General features: G+C 70.3%; 18 protein-coding genes, 1 pseudogene and 1 riboswitch. Of the genes and pseudogenes, 10 read left to right on the top strand and 9 right to left on the bottom strand.

Annotated elements, in window-relative coordinates; all coding sequences use genetic code 11:
• Nucleotides 1–173 precede the first annotated feature (173 nt).
• Together QSK17_RS19610 and QSK17_RS19605 are read left to right on the top strand one after the other, a co-directional pair.
• Nucleotides 174–1520 (top strand): serine hydrolase domain-containing protein, encoded by a 1347-nt coding sequence (locus QSK17_RS19610; RefSeq protein WP_285706356.1) that lies wholly within the window; start codon nucleotides 174–176, stop codon nucleotides 1518–1520.
• Between the two features lie 92 nt (nucleotides 1521–1612).
• Nucleotides 1613–2206, top strand: a complete 594-nt coding sequence (locus QSK17_RS19605) for a hypothetical protein (protein WP_285706355.1) — start codon at nucleotides 1613–1615, stop codon at nucleotides 2204–2206.
• A 104-nt stretch (nucleotides 2207–2310) separates the two neighbouring features.
• Here the strand turns inward: QSK17_RS19605 and QSK17_RS19600 are convergent, their stop codons facing one another.
• Nucleotides 2311–3309, bottom strand: coding sequence for a helix-turn-helix domain-containing protein (locus tag QSK17_RS19600; RefSeq protein ID WP_285706354.1), 999 nt, complete (start codon nucleotides 3307–3309; stop codon nucleotides 2311–2313).
• A gap of 52 nt (nucleotides 3310–3361) precedes the next feature.
• On the opposite strand from QSK17_RS19600, the gene QSK17_RS19595 reads away from it, so the two are divergent.
• The 4 genes from QSK17_RS19595 to QSK17_RS19580 all read left to right on the top strand — a co-directional run bounded on the left by QSK17_RS19595 (nucleotide 3362) and on the right by QSK17_RS19580 (nucleotide 6137).
• A complete protein-coding gene (locus tag QSK17_RS19595) occupies nucleotides 3362–3769 on the top strand; it encodes a cupin domain-containing protein (protein WP_285706353.1) in 408 nt (135 codons plus the stop codon).
• Nucleotides 3770–4229: 460 nt separating this feature from the next.
• Nucleotides 4230–4367, top strand: a riboswitch (cyclic di-AMP (ydaO/yuaA leader).
• 14 nt (nucleotides 4368–4381) lie between these two features.
• Nucleotides 4382–5053, top strand: a complete 672-nt coding sequence (locus tag QSK17_RS19590) for a CHAP domain-containing protein (RefSeq protein ID WP_285706351.1) — start codon at nucleotides 4382–4384, stop codon at nucleotides 5051–5053.
• A 298-nt stretch (nucleotides 5054–5351) separates the two neighbouring features.
• Complete coding sequence (locus tag QSK17_RS19585) at nucleotides 5352–5582, top strand: hypothetical protein (RefSeq protein WP_285706350.1); 231 nt, start codon at nucleotides 5352–5354, stop codon at nucleotides 5580–5582.
• Between the two features lie 69 nt (nucleotides 5583–5651).
• Nucleotides 5652–6137 (top strand): ricin-type beta-trefoil lectin domain protein, encoded by a 486-nt coding sequence (locus tag QSK17_RS19580; RefSeq protein ID WP_285706349.1) that lies wholly within the window; start codon nucleotides 5652–5654, stop codon nucleotides 6135–6137.
• A 188-nt stretch (nucleotides 6138–6325) separates the two neighbouring features.
• Here the strand turns inward: QSK17_RS19580 and QSK17_RS19575 are convergent, their stop codons facing one another.
• Nucleotides 6326–6910 carry a TetR/AcrR family transcriptional regulator gene (locus QSK17_RS19575; RefSeq protein ID WP_285706348.1) on the bottom strand — a complete coding sequence of 195 codons (585 nt, stop codon included), beginning with the start codon at nucleotides 6908–6910 and terminating at the stop codon, nucleotides 6326–6328.
• 90 nt (nucleotides 6911–7000) lie between these two features.
• Between QSK17_RS19575 and QSK17_RS19570 the strand changes: the two genes are divergently transcribed.
• Nucleotides 7001–8179 (top strand): cytochrome P450, encoded by a 1179-nt coding sequence (locus QSK17_RS19570; protein WP_285706347.1) that lies wholly within the window; start codon nucleotides 7001–7003, stop codon nucleotides 8177–8179.
• Nucleotides 8180–8225: 46 nt separating this feature from the next.
• Here QSK17_RS19570 and QSK17_RS19565 read toward each other — a convergent pair whose 3' ends face one another.
• Nucleotides 8226–8378: a hypothetical protein gene (locus QSK17_RS19565; RefSeq protein ID WP_285706346.1), complete on the bottom strand. Its 153-nt coding sequence runs from the start codon at nucleotides 8376–8378 to the stop codon at nucleotides 8226–8228.
• Nucleotides 8379–8390: 12 nt separating this feature from the next.
• Between QSK17_RS19565 and QSK17_RS19560 the strand changes: the two genes are divergently transcribed.
• Entirely contained in the window at nucleotides 8391–8579 is a 189-nt protein-coding gene (locus tag QSK17_RS19560; protein ID WP_285706345.1) for a hypothetical protein, read from the top strand.
• A gap of 64 nt (nucleotides 8580–8643) precedes the next feature.
• Here QSK17_RS19560 and QSK17_RS19555 read toward each other — a convergent pair whose 3' ends face one another.
• From QSK17_RS19555 to QSK17_RS19545, 3 genes are all read right to left on the bottom strand, one after another.
• On the bottom strand, nucleotides 8644–9858 hold the full coding sequence (locus QSK17_RS19555; protein ID WP_285706344.1) for an RNA polymerase sigma factor: 1215 nt from the start codon (nucleotides 9856–9858) through the stop codon (nucleotides 8644–8646).
• Complete coding sequence (locus QSK17_RS19550) at nucleotides 9855–10196, bottom strand: YciI family protein (protein ID WP_285706343.1); 342 nt, start codon at nucleotides 10194–10196, stop codon at nucleotides 9855–9857. Before QSK17_RS19550 ends, QSK17_RS19555 begins: the two co-directional genes overlap by 4 nt.
• Before the next feature lie 192 nt (nucleotides 10197–10388).
• Nucleotides 10389–11015 (bottom strand): hemerythrin domain-containing protein, encoded by a 627-nt coding sequence (locus QSK17_RS19545; protein WP_285706342.1) that lies wholly within the window; start codon nucleotides 11013–11015, stop codon nucleotides 10389–10391.
• Between the two features lie 125 nt (nucleotides 11016–11140).
• On the opposite strand from QSK17_RS19545, the gene QSK17_RS19540 reads away from it, so the two are divergent.
• Nucleotides 11141–11977, top strand: a complete 837-nt coding sequence (locus QSK17_RS19540) for a MarR family transcriptional regulator (RefSeq protein WP_285706341.1) — start codon at nucleotides 11141–11143, stop codon at nucleotides 11975–11977.
• Nucleotides 11978–12014: 37 nt separating this feature from the next.
• Here the strand turns inward: QSK17_RS19540 and QSK17_RS19535 are convergent.
• A pseudogene (locus tag QSK17_RS19535) lies at nucleotides 12015–12248 on the bottom strand (response regulator transcription factor); the annotation flags it as partial.
• Between the two features lie 401 nt (nucleotides 12249–12649).
• On the bottom strand, nucleotides 12650–13249 hold the full coding sequence (locus QSK17_RS19530; protein WP_285706340.1) for a helix-turn-helix domain-containing protein: 600 nt from the start codon (nucleotides 13247–13249) through the stop codon (nucleotides 12650–12652).
• Nucleotides 13250–13340: 91 nt separating this feature from the next.
• Here QSK17_RS19530 and QSK17_RS19525 point away from each other — a divergent pair, with 91 nt between their 5' ends.
• Nucleotides 13341–14366, top strand: coding sequence for an NAD(P)/FAD-dependent oxidoreductase (locus tag QSK17_RS19525; protein ID WP_285706339.1), 1026 nt, complete (start codon nucleotides 13341–13343; stop codon nucleotides 14364–14366).
• 43 nt (nucleotides 14367–14409) lie between these two features.
• On the opposite strand, the gene QSK17_RS19520 is transcribed toward QSK17_RS19525, so the two are convergent.
• A partial coding sequence (locus QSK17_RS19520) for a zinc ribbon domain-containing protein (protein ID WP_285706337.1) occupies nucleotides 14410–14666 on the bottom strand: 257 nt, incomplete at its 5' end.

Genomic DNA, 14666 nt, shown 5'->3' with positions numbered 1-14666 from the left:
CGTACTCCACGCGCTCGCCGACCCGGCCCCCCGGCTGATCCGCCGAGGACGGCGAGACGGAGGACAGCGAACGCGGGCCGAACGGCGACGGTGCAGGTGAGAACCCCGGTCCGAGGTGCGAGTTCCGCCGATGCCGCCCGGGTCTGTCGGATCTCGCCGCTAGCCTTGGTCCCATGTCGAAGGTCGAGGAACGTACGGCTCGCGCGCTGCTGCACAGGTTGGCGATCGAGCAGGCGGAGTCACGAGTGCCGTCACTGGCCGCCGCGCTGGTCCGAGGAGGCCAGGTCGCTTGGTTCGGCTTCCGAGGAAAAGTCGACGGGGAGCCGCCGACCCCGGCCACGCAGTACCGCATCGGCTCCATCACCAAGAGCATGGTGGCGGTCGCCGTCATGCGGCTGCGCGACGAGGGGCTGCTCGACCTGCTCGACCCGCTCGGCAAGCACATGCCCGGCACGCCCGCCGACGAAGTGACGATCGCGCAACTGCTCTCCCACACCGCCGGGCTGACCGCCGAGCCGCCCGGGGCGTGGTGGGAGCGCACTCCCGGAGCTCCGGCCGACGAGATGATCGCGAGCCTCGGACCGGACATCTCCCGGCACCGGCCCGGCCGCCGTTACCACTACTCCAACCTCGGCTTCGGTCTGCTCGGCGAGCTGGTCGCCCGCAAGCGCTCCATGCCCTGGGCGCAGGCCGTGAGCGAGGAGATCCTCCAGCCGCTGGGCATGCTGGACACCACCCCCCGACCGCGCGCGCCGCACGCCTCGGGGTTCGCGGTGCACCCCTGGGCCGATGTGCTGCTGCCCGAGCCCGAGCACGACCACGGCGCCATGGCCGCGGCGGGGCAGTTCTGGTCCACCCCTGCCGATCTCGCCCGCTGGGCGGCCTTCGTCAGCGGTCACACGGCCGGCGTGCTGCGTCCGAAGACCCTCGCCGAGATGCGCGAGCCCGCGACGGTGGACGATGGAGACGCCTGGATCGGGGGGTACGGCCTCGGCCTCCAGCTCACCCGGCACAACGGCCGCCGCCTGGCCGGGCACACCGGATCGATGCCCGGCTTCCTGGCCACCGTATGGGCCGACCCGGCCGACGATCTGGGTGTCCTGTTCATGGCCAACACCACCTCCGGTGTGCAGGCGTCGCTCCCCAAGGACCTGCTGGAGATCCTGGCCGCGCACGAGCCGCCGTTGCCCGCCGAGTGGGTGCCCGGTTCCGCGGACGACGACCTGCTCGCGCTCACCGGCCCTTGGTACTGGGGGCCGAGCGCCTACATTCTGCGGCTGCTGCCCGAGCGGGGCGTCTCCCTCACCCCGGCCAGCGGGCAGGGCCGAGCCTCGCGGTTCGTCGCCCAGCCGGACGGCACGTGGCTTGGCCTCGACGGATACTACGCGGGCGAGACTCTGCGGGTCGTCCGGTCGCCGGAGGGCGTCCACCTCGACCTCAACACGTTCATCTTCACGCGGGAGCCGTACGACGCCTCGGCGCCGGTCCCGGGCGGCGTGGATGGGGGCGGCTGGCGGTAACGCTTCGCGTTTTGGCGGTCACTCAGCGTGCGCGATATGGTGCTCCAGCCGGGAGGACATCTCCCATCCCCATCCCCCTACGGAGACGACTCATGAAGAGTTTGGAACAGCGGGTGACCGACCTGGAGGACGCGGTCATGCGCTCGCAATACACGGCGGACGCCGCAAACCTCGCGATCACCGGCGTCTGGCGTGAGGTGTCGGACTTCCACCGGGAGACCGTGCGTCACTTCGAAGCCATCGACAAGCGGTTCGACGCGGTCGATACCCGGTTCGAGGCGATCGATCAGCGATTCCAGGAGGTCGACGCCCAGTTCGAGGGCATCGACAAGCGGTTCGACGCGGTCGACGCCCAGTTCGAGGCGATCGACCAGCGATTCCAGGAGGTCGACGCCCGGTTCAAGGCCGTGGACGAGCGCTTCGACGCGATCGATACCCGGTTCGAGGCGATCGACCAACGATTCCAGGAGGTCGACGCCCGGTTCGACGCCATCGACAAGCGGTTCGACGCGGTCGACGCCCAGTTCGAGGCGATCGACCAGCGATTCCAGGAGGTCGACGCCCGGTTCAAGGCCGTGGACGAGCGCTTCGACGCGATGGACGTCCGGCTCGACCGCCTCGAGGGCAACCAGAAGGCGTCCCACGCCATGCTGCAACTGATCCTGGACGAGGTGCGCAAGCGCTGAGTCGCCGCGCAGCCAGCGGGTCCGGTCGCCGGTCAAGGCGGCCGGACTCACAGCGGTACGTGACACTCATGCCCGCCTGACGGGGGTCGCCATGGAGATCCCCGTCAGGCGGGCGTGACGGGGGGACCGAAGCGCCGACGGTAGGCGCTGGGGCTGAGGCCGGTCCGCCGCCGCATCTGGGCGCGCAGGTTGGCCGCCGTACCCAGGCCACTGGCCCGGGCCACCGCCTCCATCCGGAGTTCGCCACGCTCGATCAACCGGCAGGCGAGGGTGACGCGTTCGGCGGTGAGCCAGGCGAGCGGTGTGGTGCCGAGTTCGGCCTGGAAGCGCCGGTGCAGGGTCGCGGGGCTGACCGCGACTCGGTCGGCCAGGTCCGCGATGGTCAGCGGCTGATCCAGCCGCTCCTGCGCCCAGGCGAGCGCGGGGCCGAGAGACGCGTCCGGTACGGCCGGCACCGGCCGTTCGATGAACTGCCGCTGGCCGCCGTCGCGGTGGGCGGCGAACACCAGCCGACGGCTGACCGCGTTCGCCACGTCGGCGCCGTGATCACGACGGATCAGATGTAGGCCGAGGTCGAGCGCCGCCGCGCTGCCGGCCGCGGTGAGGACGTCGCCGTCGTCGACGAACAGCACCCCCGGCTCCAGCCGTACATCGGGGTAGCGGGCAGTGAACTCCTCCGCCCAGCGCCAGTGCGTGGTGGCCCGGCGGCCATCAAGCACACCGGCCGCGGCCAGGGTGAACGCGCCGGTGCAGAAGCTCACCAGGCGGGCGCCGCGCGCGGCGGCGCGGCGGATCGCCTCCAGTACGGCGGGGTCCGGCGCGACCTGCGGGTCCGGCCGGTTGGGCACGATCACGGTGGCCGCGCCGTCCACGGCGTCGAGGCCCGCCACCTGCGACATCGTGAAGAAGCCGTTGTGCATGCGCACAGCCGGTGTCGCCGCGCACAGCGCGAAGTCGTACCACGGCAGCCCGAGTTCCGGACGGCGCAGCCCGAACAGCTCGGTGGCCACCCCCATCTCGAACGGGTTCGACCCTTCGTCGACGATCATGACAACCCGGCGGGCCGCGTCGGCGAGCTGCTGCTGCGAGGATGCTTGCGCCATATGCGATTCCTAGCACTTTCGCGGGCAGGTCACTCCCAGCCAGGATCGGCACATGATGAACACGCCCATCGACCTCAGGGCCGCCCTGGCCGGTTTCGACCAGCTGTGGAGCCCCCGAATCGTCACCCGAGTGAACGACTACGACGTGCGGATCGCCAAGGTGGCCGGCCAGCACGTCTGGCACGCCCATGACAACACCGACGAGTTCTTCCTGGTCATCGAGGGTGAGCTGAGCATCGCGCTGCGCGACGGCGGGTCAGGCGGCGACCAGGCGGAACGCGTTGTCGAGCTTTCCCGGGGTTCGGTCTTCGTGGTCCCGCGCGGAGTCGAGCACCGGCCCTACTCCGCCAACGGGGCCTCGATCCTGCTGTTCGAGCCGACCGGGACCCTGAGCGTGGGCGACCGGCACGACGAGATCCCCGACCACATCGACGCCACGACCGGGCGCGCGCTCACCTGACTCGTCTTCCGCCTGGTCAGCGCCGCCTCGCAGGCGAGACGCACCTGCCGATTGCCCGGTTCTCGTGAAGGTCAAGGCGACATCGATCGCGATCGCCCGCGCACCATGGACGTCGCTGCGCGTAGATGGTGAAGCGGGTGTTTCCTCATGCCCGCGAGCATTCGTATGTAGATCTTTCCGAAGCGAGTAGAGGGTCTCCCGTCGGCCCACTCCGAAGGACGACGGCGACGCCGGAAACTCCTCGCTGGTAGGCGAAGCCACATGATCGGAGCGATCACCTGCCGCGATTGTGATCCTGCAAACCGCCCCTAACCGATCATTTACGGTGATATGTTCTGGTTTGTTATCGCTTGACCGATTTGAACCGGTCTATTACCGTTTTGGGAACACGGCGCATACCTGTCCTCTGCAAGGTGTGCCTGCCCCATAACCGATGACGCGGTCATCCGTCGCTGGAACCGACCGCCGACCGCCGAGTCCGCGTCCGCGCGGAGCCGGGGACCCACCACTTTTCTGGGGTGAATCGGCATCACTGCCGTAGGGCGACTTCCACGCCCGAACCCGTCAGCTAACCCGGTAGGCGGCATGGAAGCAAGGGAGTAGACCCCCGTAATGCGAGCCCCGAAGACCTACCTTCGCGCTGCCCTGATCGCCGGAGTTCTCGCCACCGTGGCCGTGCCCGCCACCGTGGCCGTGCCCGCCACCATGGCGGTGGCCGACGCCGAGACCGTTCCGGCGAAGGCGGCAGCCAACATGAGCCCGCTGGTGAACGTAGCCGCCTCGCTGCCCAAGGTGAGCGCTTCGCAGCTTCTGAAGATCGCGGAGAGCCAGGTCGGCGTCAGCGAGAACTCGAGCGGCGGCGGCACGAAGTTCCACGAGTGGTACATGAACTCGCCTCGCGCCAAGGAGACCGTCGCCCGTGACGGTGGCAGCGTCGCCGCCTACGCCAACGCCCCCTGGTGCGACATGTTCGTCTCCTGGGTCGGCGAGCAGGCGGGCCTGCGGCCGGTCTTCGGCTGGGACGCCTACACGGTCCAGCACGCCAAGTGGTTCAAGGACAACCACCGCTGGGGCAACACCGCCGAGCCCGGCGCGGTCGTGTTCTTCAACTGGAACGGCGGCAAGGACATCTACGGCGTCGAGCACGTCGGCTTGGTCATCAAGGACAACGGCGACGGCACGATCAAGACCGTCGAAGGCAACACCGGCAACGGCAAGGTCGAGATCCGCACCCGGCCGATGAGCCAGGTGGCGGGCTTCGGCTACCCCGTCTACACCGCCTGATCGGTGTAACGCCGCAGACGCCCCCGGCAGACCGCCGGGGGCGTTCTGCTGCCCGGAGACATCCGGCTATGCCACGACATTCGGGCACCGACATCACGACAGAGATTCGCCAGGACGCGGGTTGAACGTGGCGCTGGAACACCCGGGCGGGCTCGCGAGGTCGGGCGAGGGACGATACCGAAGTCGCGGCGGCCGATCCTTTGGTCGAACACGGCGCCTGGGAGAACCGCGACCTCGGTCGGCGACGTGGGTTCCGATGGCCGATCCGCGCCCGCGCGGCAACTCCTACCGTTGCGTCATGCGTCACACCATTCAGCTCGTCGGGCTCTACTTCGTCGCCTCCGGCATCAGCGGAACCATCGACCATCTGGCCGTACAGCCCGTGTTCGGCGCTGTCCTCAACTTCTTCAACCGCGTCGTCATCCCGCGCGTGGACGTCCTCACCGGCTACGAGGTCTACGCGAACCTGAGCCTGGCGGTGCTGGGAGGCGTGCTGATCATCGCCGCGGACCGGACCCGGTCGACCTGACATCATCAGGCGCGGCCGCACTTTGCGTGATAATCAGTGACGCAATGTAGTCGCAAGGGAGGGTTCCTCGTGCGCATCCGTCTCGCCTCCGCCGCCGTGCTGGCCGCGGCCGCCTCCATCACGCCGGCCGCCCCCGCGTCGGCGGGCACGAACGCTCATGTCCCGCCGGGGACGTACGAAATCGTCGACGGCGAGGGCCTATGCCTGCGTGGGGAGGGCTACTTCAACTCCAAGGTCCTGTCCGGGCCGTGTGACACCAGGTGGAGAGTCACGCTCCTCGACGGCGGCGAGAACGTCATGATCCAGCACGCGGTCTCCGGCAACTGCGTGAGCGTCGCCCTGGAGCGGATCTATCCTCCGATGGTCGCCACGTTGCCGTGCGACCCCGCCCCAGAGCGGAACTGGGCCCTCCGTGACGTCGGCGACGGCCAGGTCGCCATCACTCGGGGGTTCGACTCCGTGACCCACTCGGCACCGGGACGTCCGGCGCTCTTGTTGGGGAACAGCCCTGACCTCTCCAACCAGCAGCGGTGGACGTTCAGGCCGACGGGGTAGACCACCCCCAAGCAGCGGCAGGGCGAAGACCTCGGTCACCCTGACCGGCCCTGACGATCGACAGGCCACGGCCTCGGACCGCATTGGTTCGGGGCCGTGCCCGTGTCGTACTGCCGGCCCTTGGTGGACTGCCCGTACGCCGCCCCCGCTACGCCATCACCCATGCCGAGGTAGCACGCGTGATCGGGTCACTGGGCAGGTTGCGCGGCGGCGATCACGCCGGCGATAGCTTGGCCTATGCGGGCGGCCGCCTGCTCGGGGTCGGGCCGGCCGGCGTCCAGCCAGGCGATGACGGCCTCGATGGTCAGCGGCGGGATCAAGTGTGAGGCCCACTCCAGCCACTGCCCGGCGGGGATGCGGCGGGCGAGATTGCGCCGAGCGATCTCGGCGGAGGCTGCGGTGATGGAGTCGATGAGATCGCGGAACTCCGGCTCGCGAGCGGCGTGGTGGAACAGCAGCCGGAAGCCGTCGGGGTCGGCGGCGGCCGCGCCGAGCAGCGCGGGGATGGTGTGATCATCGTAGTCGCCGGACTCCCCCGTGGCCTGGCCCAGGCGCAGGCAGGCGCGGTCGAGCACCGCCCGGTACAGGTCGGCCTTGGACTCGAAGTGCCGATAGAGCATCGCACGGGTGAGCTCGGCCTCGGCGGCGACATCGTCGAGGCTGGTGGCGGCGTATCCGGCGCGGGCGAAGGCCCGGGTGGCGGCGTCCAGAATCTGCTCACGCCGCTCGGCGCGGCGCATCCGGCGGACCGGCGTCTGTGGGGTCTCGGTCAATGCCTCCCACCCTCCTCTTGTACACACAAGAGTGTAGAAGTAGCTTAATATACAAGCGAGTCTACAAATTGGTGTGTACCAGGAGGTGCCATGCAGCTCCCGTTCGACCAGCCAGGCCCGATGCGGCCTGCTCCCACGCTGCGCGCGCTCCAGCGGCAGGGGCCGATCCACGCCATCCGCACCGCCGTCGGTGATCCGGCCTGGCTGGTCACCGGATACCGGGAAGTACGGCGACTCCTGGACGATGACCGGCTTGGCCGCGCCCACCCGGCGCCGGAGACCGCCTCGCGCACCGGCGAGTCGGCGATGTTCGGCGGGCCGCTCGGCAACTTCGACACCGAGCAGGGCGACCATGCTCGGATGCGCTCGCTGCTGCAGCCGCACTTCTCGCCCCGGCGCATGCGGGCGCTGCGCGCCCGCATTGAGGCGCTCGCCACCGACCTGCTCGACGATCTGGCTGAGCAGGGCCCGCCCGCCGACCTGCACGCCGCGCTGGCGTTGCCGCTGCCGATCGCGGTGATCTGTGAGCTTCTCGGCGTGCCGTACGCCGATCGGGCGCAGTTCCGGGCCTGGACGCAGGCGGCCGGTGACATCACCGACCGCGCCCGCTCAGAGCGGGGACTTGCCGAGCTGTTCGGCTATGGCCAGCGCCTCGTTGCCCGCAAACGCGCCGAGGGCTTGGCCGACGACGATGGCGCGGATGTCATCAGCCGCCTGGCTGCCGCAGACGGGGTCAGCGACGACGAGGCCGCCGCGATGGGCATGTTCCTGCTGTTCGCCGGGCACGAGACCACGGTTGTGGCGATCGGTCTGGGCGTGCTGTGGCTGCTGGCCAACTCCGCCCAGTGGCAGGCGCTGGTCGCCGACCCCGCCCGGATCGATGCCGCGGTGGAAGAGATCCTGCGCGCCCCACGTCTGGGGGGCGGCGGCATCCCGCGCTACGCCCGCACCGATCTGGAGGTCGCCGGCGTACATGTGCGGGCGGGTGATCTGGTGCTGCTGGACACCGGCGCGGCCAACCACGACGCCGGCGTCTTCGGCGACCCCGACCGCTTCGACATCACCCGCCAGGCGGTGCCGCATCTGACGTTCGGGCACGGCGCCCGCTTCTGCATCGGCGCCCCGCTCGCGCGCCTCGAGTTGCAGGTCGTCTTCTCCCAGCTCGCCGCCCGTTTTCCGACGCTGCGACTGGACATGGCGGTGGAGGAGCTGCGCTTCAACCCGCACGTGCTGACCGGCGGCCTGACCGCCCTGCCGGTGGCGTGGTGATCACGATGTCGCAGGAGAGCGTGCGCCGGCCGGGCTTCGTCGGCCGTCACGGGCGGCGCTGGGTAATGCGCCACAGCCTGCGTGGCAGTTCGCCTTTGGTGAAGGCGTGCACCTCCAGGCCGATCCAGCCCTCGGCGAGCGCGTCCACCAGGGCGCGGTCGAAGAAGTGCACGGCCAGCCCACGGCGAGCGAAGTACAAGGTGTCACGACCATGCCCGGCGCCCAGATCCAGTACAGCCTGCGCGCCGCCGGCGAGGAACACCTCGGCCCCGTCCCGCCCGGCTCCGACCCGGCTCCGTCGCGCCCGGCCTACGCGTTGCGAGTCGAGGCACGCGCCCGGACGACGCGCGCACACGCTCCCTGGCAGATCAGCGAGCCGAACACCGGACTGACCACGTAGACCGCTCGGCGAGCAGGAGGAGGACGCCTGAGGACGTGATCGGTCCGCAGCAGGAGGAGTGGCGTCAGCTCCAGCCGAGCCGCTCCCGCAGCAGGGCCTGCTGGGCCGGGTTGGCGGTCAGCGCCAATGCGCGCTCGTCGCACTCCCGAGCCTGTGCGTTATGGCCGAGCTCGCGCAGCAGTTGGGCGCGGGTGGCGTGAAAGAGCGGATGGCGTGCCAATGCCTTCTCCAGGTTGGTCAGCTCGGCCAGCGCCTCCTCGGGCCCCTTGGCGTAGCGCAGGGCTATGGCGCGGTGCAGCCGGATGATCGGCGAAGGGGTCAGACACAGCAGCATGTCGTACAACACCAGGATCTGTGCCCAGTCGGTGCGCTCCAAGCTGTCGGCCTCGGCGTGGCAGGCCACGATCGCCGCCTGCAGCTGGTACGGCCCCGGCCGGTGATGGGCACGGGCGGTGCGCATCAGTAGAGCGCTCGCCTCGGCGATGGCCTGCCGGTCCCACAGGCCGCGGTCCTGGTCGGCCAGCAGCACCAGGTGCTCGCGGGCGTCGAAGCGGGCGGCGCCGCGGGCCCGGTGCAGCCGGATGAGGGCCAGCAGCCCGGCCACCTCCGGCTCGTTCGGCATGAGGTCGGCCAGCAGCGTGGCGAGCCATTCGGCGTCGTCGACCAGGTCCCGCGCGTGGGCGCAGTCGCCGGTGCTGGACAGGTAGCCCTCGTTGAACAGCAGGTAGATGACCGCCAGCACGGTCTCCAGCCGTTCGGGCAGGTCGTCGGCGGCCGGGATGCGGTAGGGGATGCCCGCCTCGGTGATCTTCCGTTTGGCGCGGGTCAGCCGCTGGGCCACCGTCGCCTCTGGTACCACGAACGCGGCGGCGATCTGCGCCGTGCTCAGCCCGCACACCACCCGCAACGTCAGCGCGATCCGCGCAGCCCGGGACAGGGCCGGGTGGCAGCAGGTGAAGATCAGCCGCAGCCGGTCGTCGGGTCGGGATGGTTCGATCCAGCACAGCTGGGCCAGCTTGGCGTGGTATTTCGTCTCCCGCCGCAGCACGTCCAGGCCGCGCCGCCGGGCGACGGTGAACAGCCAGGCGTCCGGCCGGTCCGGTACGCCCTCGTCCGGCCAGCGGCGCAGTGCGATCTCCACGGCGTCTTGCACCAGGTCCTCGGCCGCGGAGAAGTCGCCCAGCAGCGACACCAGGCAGGCGGCCAGCCGGCCCGCGTGCTCACGCACCACTCGGGCCAGCACCTCCTGGCTCACCTGCCCCGGGCACGGTCCGCTCATGAGGCTGGGCGGATCTCCACGATCGGGCACGCCGGCCACGACCGGGCCAGCTTCAGCGCCTCGTCCAGGTCGGCCACCTCAACCTCGACGAACCCGCTGACGACCTCCTTGCCCTCCACGAACGGCCCGTCGGTGACGACCGGCTCACTACCGCCACTGAGGCGTACGGTGGTCGCGGTGTGCACCGGCGCCAGGTGGGTGTGGTGAGTGATCTTGCCGGAGTGCTCGGCGAACCAGCGGCCCACGGCCTCGTAGGCGGCTTCGCGCTCCCGCTCGCCCATCGCCTCCAACTCCTTGGCGAACTCTTCGGTCTCGACGAACATCAGGACGTACTTCACCCTGGCCTCTCCCTCGTGTTGTCGCTTTCTCCCCGGTGGGCCCGTCGGCCGGCCGGCAGCGCCGCGGAAAAGCTCCGCCGCGTGGTCAGCGCGGCCCGGTTACCGGCCCTCACCAGGAAGACGATCGGCGAAAGCTCCCATACGACACCGTGCCAAAGAATCTTGAGCACCGCAGCAGCGGCGGCCTGCCGTTCACGCGTAGAGGGTGAGGTCGGCGTAGGCCACGCGCCACTCGTCGTGGTAGGCGGTGCGGATCGGCGCCGGCATGCGGCTGAGGATCCGCGCGGTGGTCCGGTCGTCCGCGCCGTCCAGGAGCCAGGGCAGGTAACGGGGCGCGTTGTCGCCGATCCGGTCACGGTGCACCGTGGAGAAGTTCTGCCAGTGCCCTTCGGCGAGGGTAGCGTCGATCAGCGCGAGCCCTTCGTCCTCCTCGTGGCGCAGGTGACCGCTCAAGCCGGTGACCAGGGCGTCGACCAAGCCGCCGAGGCGCTCCAGGCCGTGGTCGCGGTCGGCCAGCGCGGCGTCCACGCCGGCCAGCAGGGGGTCGATGGCGGCGTGCTCGGCCTCCATCGCGTCGAGCAGGGCGAGATCGTCCGGGCGGCCTTCCAGCTTCCGCTGCATGACCGGCCACAGCGCGAGGTCCTCGGCCGTGTGGTGCGCCCGCAGGAAAATCTTGAACATCTCCCAGCCTACGGCGGTCCGCAGCACCCGCCGTGGGTCGTCGCCGGTCCGAGCGGCGACTCGGGCGATGCGCTCCAGCTCCCGCCGGAGAGCGTCGTGCATCGCGAACATCATCGTCATGTCGAGCGTGAACGTCATGTCGTTCCTCCCTTGAAGATGCCGGCGACGCTAATCGTGCATGCAGGCAACTGTCAACATGCCAACTAATTGCTCGTGTAACTATCACCCATTGGAGTAAGCTGCCGGCCGGAGGTGGAGGATCAGTGGAGGAACGGACGCTCTCGACCGCGCTGCGCGGTTCCCTCGGGGCGCTGCTGCGCCGCGTGTACGCCCGGTTCACCGCCGAGGCGTTGCGGGACGATCCGCAGTCCCGTGACTTCGTGGTCCTCGACACGCTCGCGGATCAGGACGCCGATTCCCAGCACGAGCTGGCCGAACGGCTCGGCATCAACCGGACGATCATGGTGCGGCTGATCGACCGGCTCCAGGACGCCGGGTACGTGACCCGCACACGCAACCCGGCCAACCGGCGTTCATACGTGCTGTCGATCACCGATGAAGGCCGCAAGGCACGGGAGGCCATGCGCGAGGCGGTCGCCGCCCGCGACGCCCGGATAACCGCTCCCCTGACGTCGCCCGAACGGCAGCGCCTCAACGAGCTGCTGAGCCTCCTGCTTCCGGAGCCGGAACCCCTCCAGACCACCGCGTACCTCGTCGCGCAGGCGCACTACCGCCTGCGCCGGATGGGCGACGCGTTCCTCGCCGACGCGGGGCTGCGCACCCGGCACTTCGGCTCCCTCGCGGCGATCGACGAGCTGGGCCCCTGCCCCCAGCAGCGACTCGCCCGCCGCATGAACATCACCGAGCCCGCCGCAGCTCAGATCGTCGAGGAACTGGTCCAGCTCGGGCTGGTGGCCCGCGGCCAGGATCCGCACGACCGTCGCCGGTACGCCTTGGAGCTCACGGGCCTCGGCAGGGAACGGCTCGTCGTCGTCCGCGACGCGGTGGAGCGCCTCCAGGCAGAGGTCCTCGACCTCCTCGGCGCGGACGCCGAACGCGAACTGCGCCCCCTGCTCGCCAGGCTCCTGCCCGAGGAGTGACCCGAGGCTGCGATGCCGCGGCTGGTCTGACCGCGAGTCATCTCGGCCCACGGGAGCCCGGCACGACCAGTCCCGTCTCGTACGCGGCGACGACCGCCTGCGTCCTGTCGCGTAATCCGAGCTTGCTCAGCACGCGGCTGACGTGTGTTTTCACGGTCTCCTCTGTGACGGTCAACCGCGCCGCGATCTCCGGATTGGACAGTCCCTCGGCGATCAGCCGCAGAACCTGCGTTTCCCGGGGGGTGAGCGCCGCGAGCTCGGCCGCTGAGGAGCCGTCGGGCTTCGGCCGCAGGAAAGCGAACTCGCTGATCGGGCTCGCCCAGTGCGGGGCGGCCCTGCTGCTGCTCGGTCCGCTGCGGCGGGGGCTACGCCGCCCGGCCGTGTGGGCGTTCGTGGTGCTGGCGAACCTCTCCGCGATGACGATCTTCCTCTGGCACCAGACCGCCATGATCGCGGTGACCGCGATCGGCATGTTCGCGGGTGGGCCGCTGCCGGGCCTGCACACCGTCCCTGACGGCTTCGGCTGGCTGCTCGCTGCTGCCGGCGTTCGTGCTGGCCCTGCTGGTGTGCTGGGCCGCGTTCCACGCCCACGAGCGGAGGCCGATGCGCGGAGGGCGGAACACCGGAGTCGGGGTTGAGAGACGTGCGGTGGTGCGGGCCGTGAGCCTACGGTCAGTGGCCGGGCTTGTCACGGGGGCGGGGGCGGGCGCGTACGTGCATGCGCTCGCCCTGGCGGCCGAAAAGGCTGAGGACCTCGACGGGCCCCTGACCCGTGCTGCCGAACCAGTGCGGCAGCCGGGTGTCGAACTCGGCGGCCTCCCCCGGGCCCAGGATCAGGTCGTGGTCGGCCAGGATCAGCCGCAGGCGTCCGGACAGGACGTAGAGCCACTCGTAGCCCTCGTGGGTACACGGCTCCGGCGTGCTCCTGGTCGCTGGAAGGACCATTTTGAAGGTCTGCAGCGGGCCGGGCTGCCGGGTGAGGGGCAGCACCACGTTGCCGTTCACGCGCTGGGGCGTGAGCCGGACGCGGGGATCGCCGACCTCGGGGGCGCCGACCAGTTCGTCAAGCGGCACTTGGTGGGCCTGGGAGATCGGGAGCAGGAGTTCCAGACTGGGGCGGCGCTCGCCGGACTCCAGTCGGGACAGGGTGCTCTTGGAGATGCCCGTGGCCTCGGAGAGCGCGGCCAGGGTGACGCCGCGCTCGGTGCGCAGGCGTTTGAGGCGGGGGCCGACCTCGGCCAGGGCGGCGGCGATCGCGGACGCGTTTTCCATGCCCTCATTCCACCGCAACGTTCCCGGAAACAGCAACAAAGGTTGCCGTTCTCGTTGTGGTGACTGCAGCCTGAGGGCGGAGGTGATCGCCGTGAGCGATACGAAGAACGCGGCAACGAACGATTCGGCGTACGACGTGGTGGTGGTCGGCGCGGGCGCGGCCGGGCTGAGCGCCGCCCTGGTACTGGGCCGCGCCCGCCGCCGGGTGGCGGTGGTGAACGCCGGGACCCCCCGCAACGCCCCGGCCGCGCACATGCATGGTTTTCTGTCCCGGGACGGGATGCCACCGGCGGCCCTGCTGGAAGTCGGCCGGACCGAGGTCGCCGGATACGGCGTGGACCTGATCGACGGCCGGGTGGACCACATCGACCCCGGCTTCTTGGTGCATTTGGCGGGCGGCCCGGCACTCCGGGCCAGGCGGGTGCTGGTGGCCACCGGGCTGCGCGACGAGCTGCCCGAGATCCCCGGGGTTCGCGAGCGGTGGGGCAGGGACCTGCTGCACTGCCCGTACTGCCATGGTCACGAGGTCCGTGACGAGCCGATCGGTGTTCTGGGCACCCACCCGGGCGCGGTGTCCCAAGCGCTGCTGCTGCAGCGGTGGTCGGCCGACACCGTCTTCTTCCCGCACACCCTCGACCTGACCGACGACGAGCGCGAGCGGTTGGCCGCCCGCGGAGTGCGCATCATCGACGGCGCGGTCAAGCGGCTGGTGGTGGACGGCGACCGATTGCGCGCCATTGAGCTGGCCGAGGGCAGCGTGGTGCCCCGCAGCGCGGTGTTCGTCGTTCCGCACATGGTGCCCCGCGACGCCCTGCTGACCGGCCTCGGCTGCGAGCGGGACGAGAGCGGCTGGGTGACCACCGATCCCTCGGGCCGGACCAGCGTGCCCGGGGTGTGGGCAGTGGGCAACGTCGCCGACCGGCGGGCACAGGTCGTCACCGCGGCAGGCATGGGGTCGACGGCCGCGATCGCCGTCGACCACGACCTGGTGGACGAGGAGGTCACGCGGGACGTCGAGGACTACCGCGCAGCGGAGGCGACGTCCTCGAGTTCCCTGCGGCCGGCCGCCCACGCGGTCTCTCTCGAAGGACACCGGGGGTCAGCTTCTCGGCCTTGAAGGGCCGAGCTTGCAGCTCCTCGCCGTACCTGGCGGGTACGGGTCAGGCCGCGTCGTCGGCAGCGTGACTCACTGCCCAGCCCGCGACACCGCGCGAGGCGATGTTGCGGGCCGCGTTGACGTCGGCGTGCTCAGCGAAGCCGCACGACGTACAGGAGAAGGATTTCTGGCCCGGCCGGTTGGCCTTGTCCACATGCCCGCAGGCCGAGCAGGTCTGGGAGGTGTAGGCCGGATCAACGTGGATCACGGCGACCCCATGCCGGGCCGCCTTGTAGACGATGAAGCTCCCCAACTGGTGGA

Source organism: Microtetraspora sp. NBRC 16547, assembly GCF_030268965.1.
Classification (GTDB): domain Bacteria; phylum Actinomycetota; class Actinomycetes; order Streptosporangiales; family Streptosporangiaceae; genus Microtetraspora.
Note: the sequence above shows the minus strand (reverse complement) of the source record. Positions and strands in the feature narration are given on the sequence as shown.

What these genes read in the sequence shown, in the direction of transcription:
- QSK17_RS19590 (WP_285706351.1), top strand. Translation starts at nt 4,382, where the DNA reads ATGCGAGCCCCGAAGACCTACCTTCGCGCTGCCCTGATCGCCGGAGTT.
- QSK17_RS19555 (WP_285706344.1), bottom strand. Translation starts at nt 9,858, where the DNA reads ATGAGCGGACCGTGCCCGGGGCAGGTGAGCCAGGAGGTGCTGGCCCGA.
- QSK17_RS19545 (WP_285706342.1), bottom strand. Translation starts at nt 11,015, where the DNA reads ATGACGTTCACGCTCGACATGACGATGATGTTCGCGATGCACGACGCT.
- QSK17_RS19605 (WP_285706355.1), top strand. Translation starts at nt 1,613, where the DNA reads ATGAAGAGTTTGGAACAGCGGGTGACCGACCTGGAGGACGCGGTCATG.
- QSK17_RS19600 (WP_285706354.1), bottom strand. Translation starts at nt 3,309, where the DNA reads ATGGCGCAAGCATCCTCGCAGCAGCAGCTCGCCGACGCGGCCCGCCGG.
- QSK17_RS19560 (WP_285706345.1), top strand. Translation starts at nt 8,391, where the DNA reads ATGCCCGGCGCCCAGATCCAGTACAGCCTGCGCGCCGCCGGCGAGGAA.
- QSK17_RS19595 (WP_285706353.1), top strand. Translation starts at nt 3,362, where the DNA reads ATGATGAACACGCCCATCGACCTCAGGGCCGCCCTGGCCGGTTTCGAC.
- QSK17_RS19570 (WP_285706347.1), top strand. Translation starts at nt 7,001, where the DNA reads ATGCAGCTCCCGTTCGACCAGCCAGGCCCGATGCGGCCTGCTCCCACG.
- QSK17_RS19585 (WP_285706350.1), top strand. Translation starts at nt 5,352, where the DNA reads ATGCGTCACACCATTCAGCTCGTCGGGCTCTACTTCGTCGCCTCCGGC.
- QSK17_RS19610 (WP_285706356.1), top strand. Translation starts at nt 174, where the DNA reads ATGTCGAAGGTCGAGGAACGTACGGCTCGCGCGCTGCTGCACAGGTTG.
- QSK17_RS19530 (WP_285706340.1), bottom strand. Translation starts at nt 13,249, where the DNA reads ATGGAAAACGCGTCCGCGATCGCCGCCGCCCTGGCCGAGGTCGGCCCC.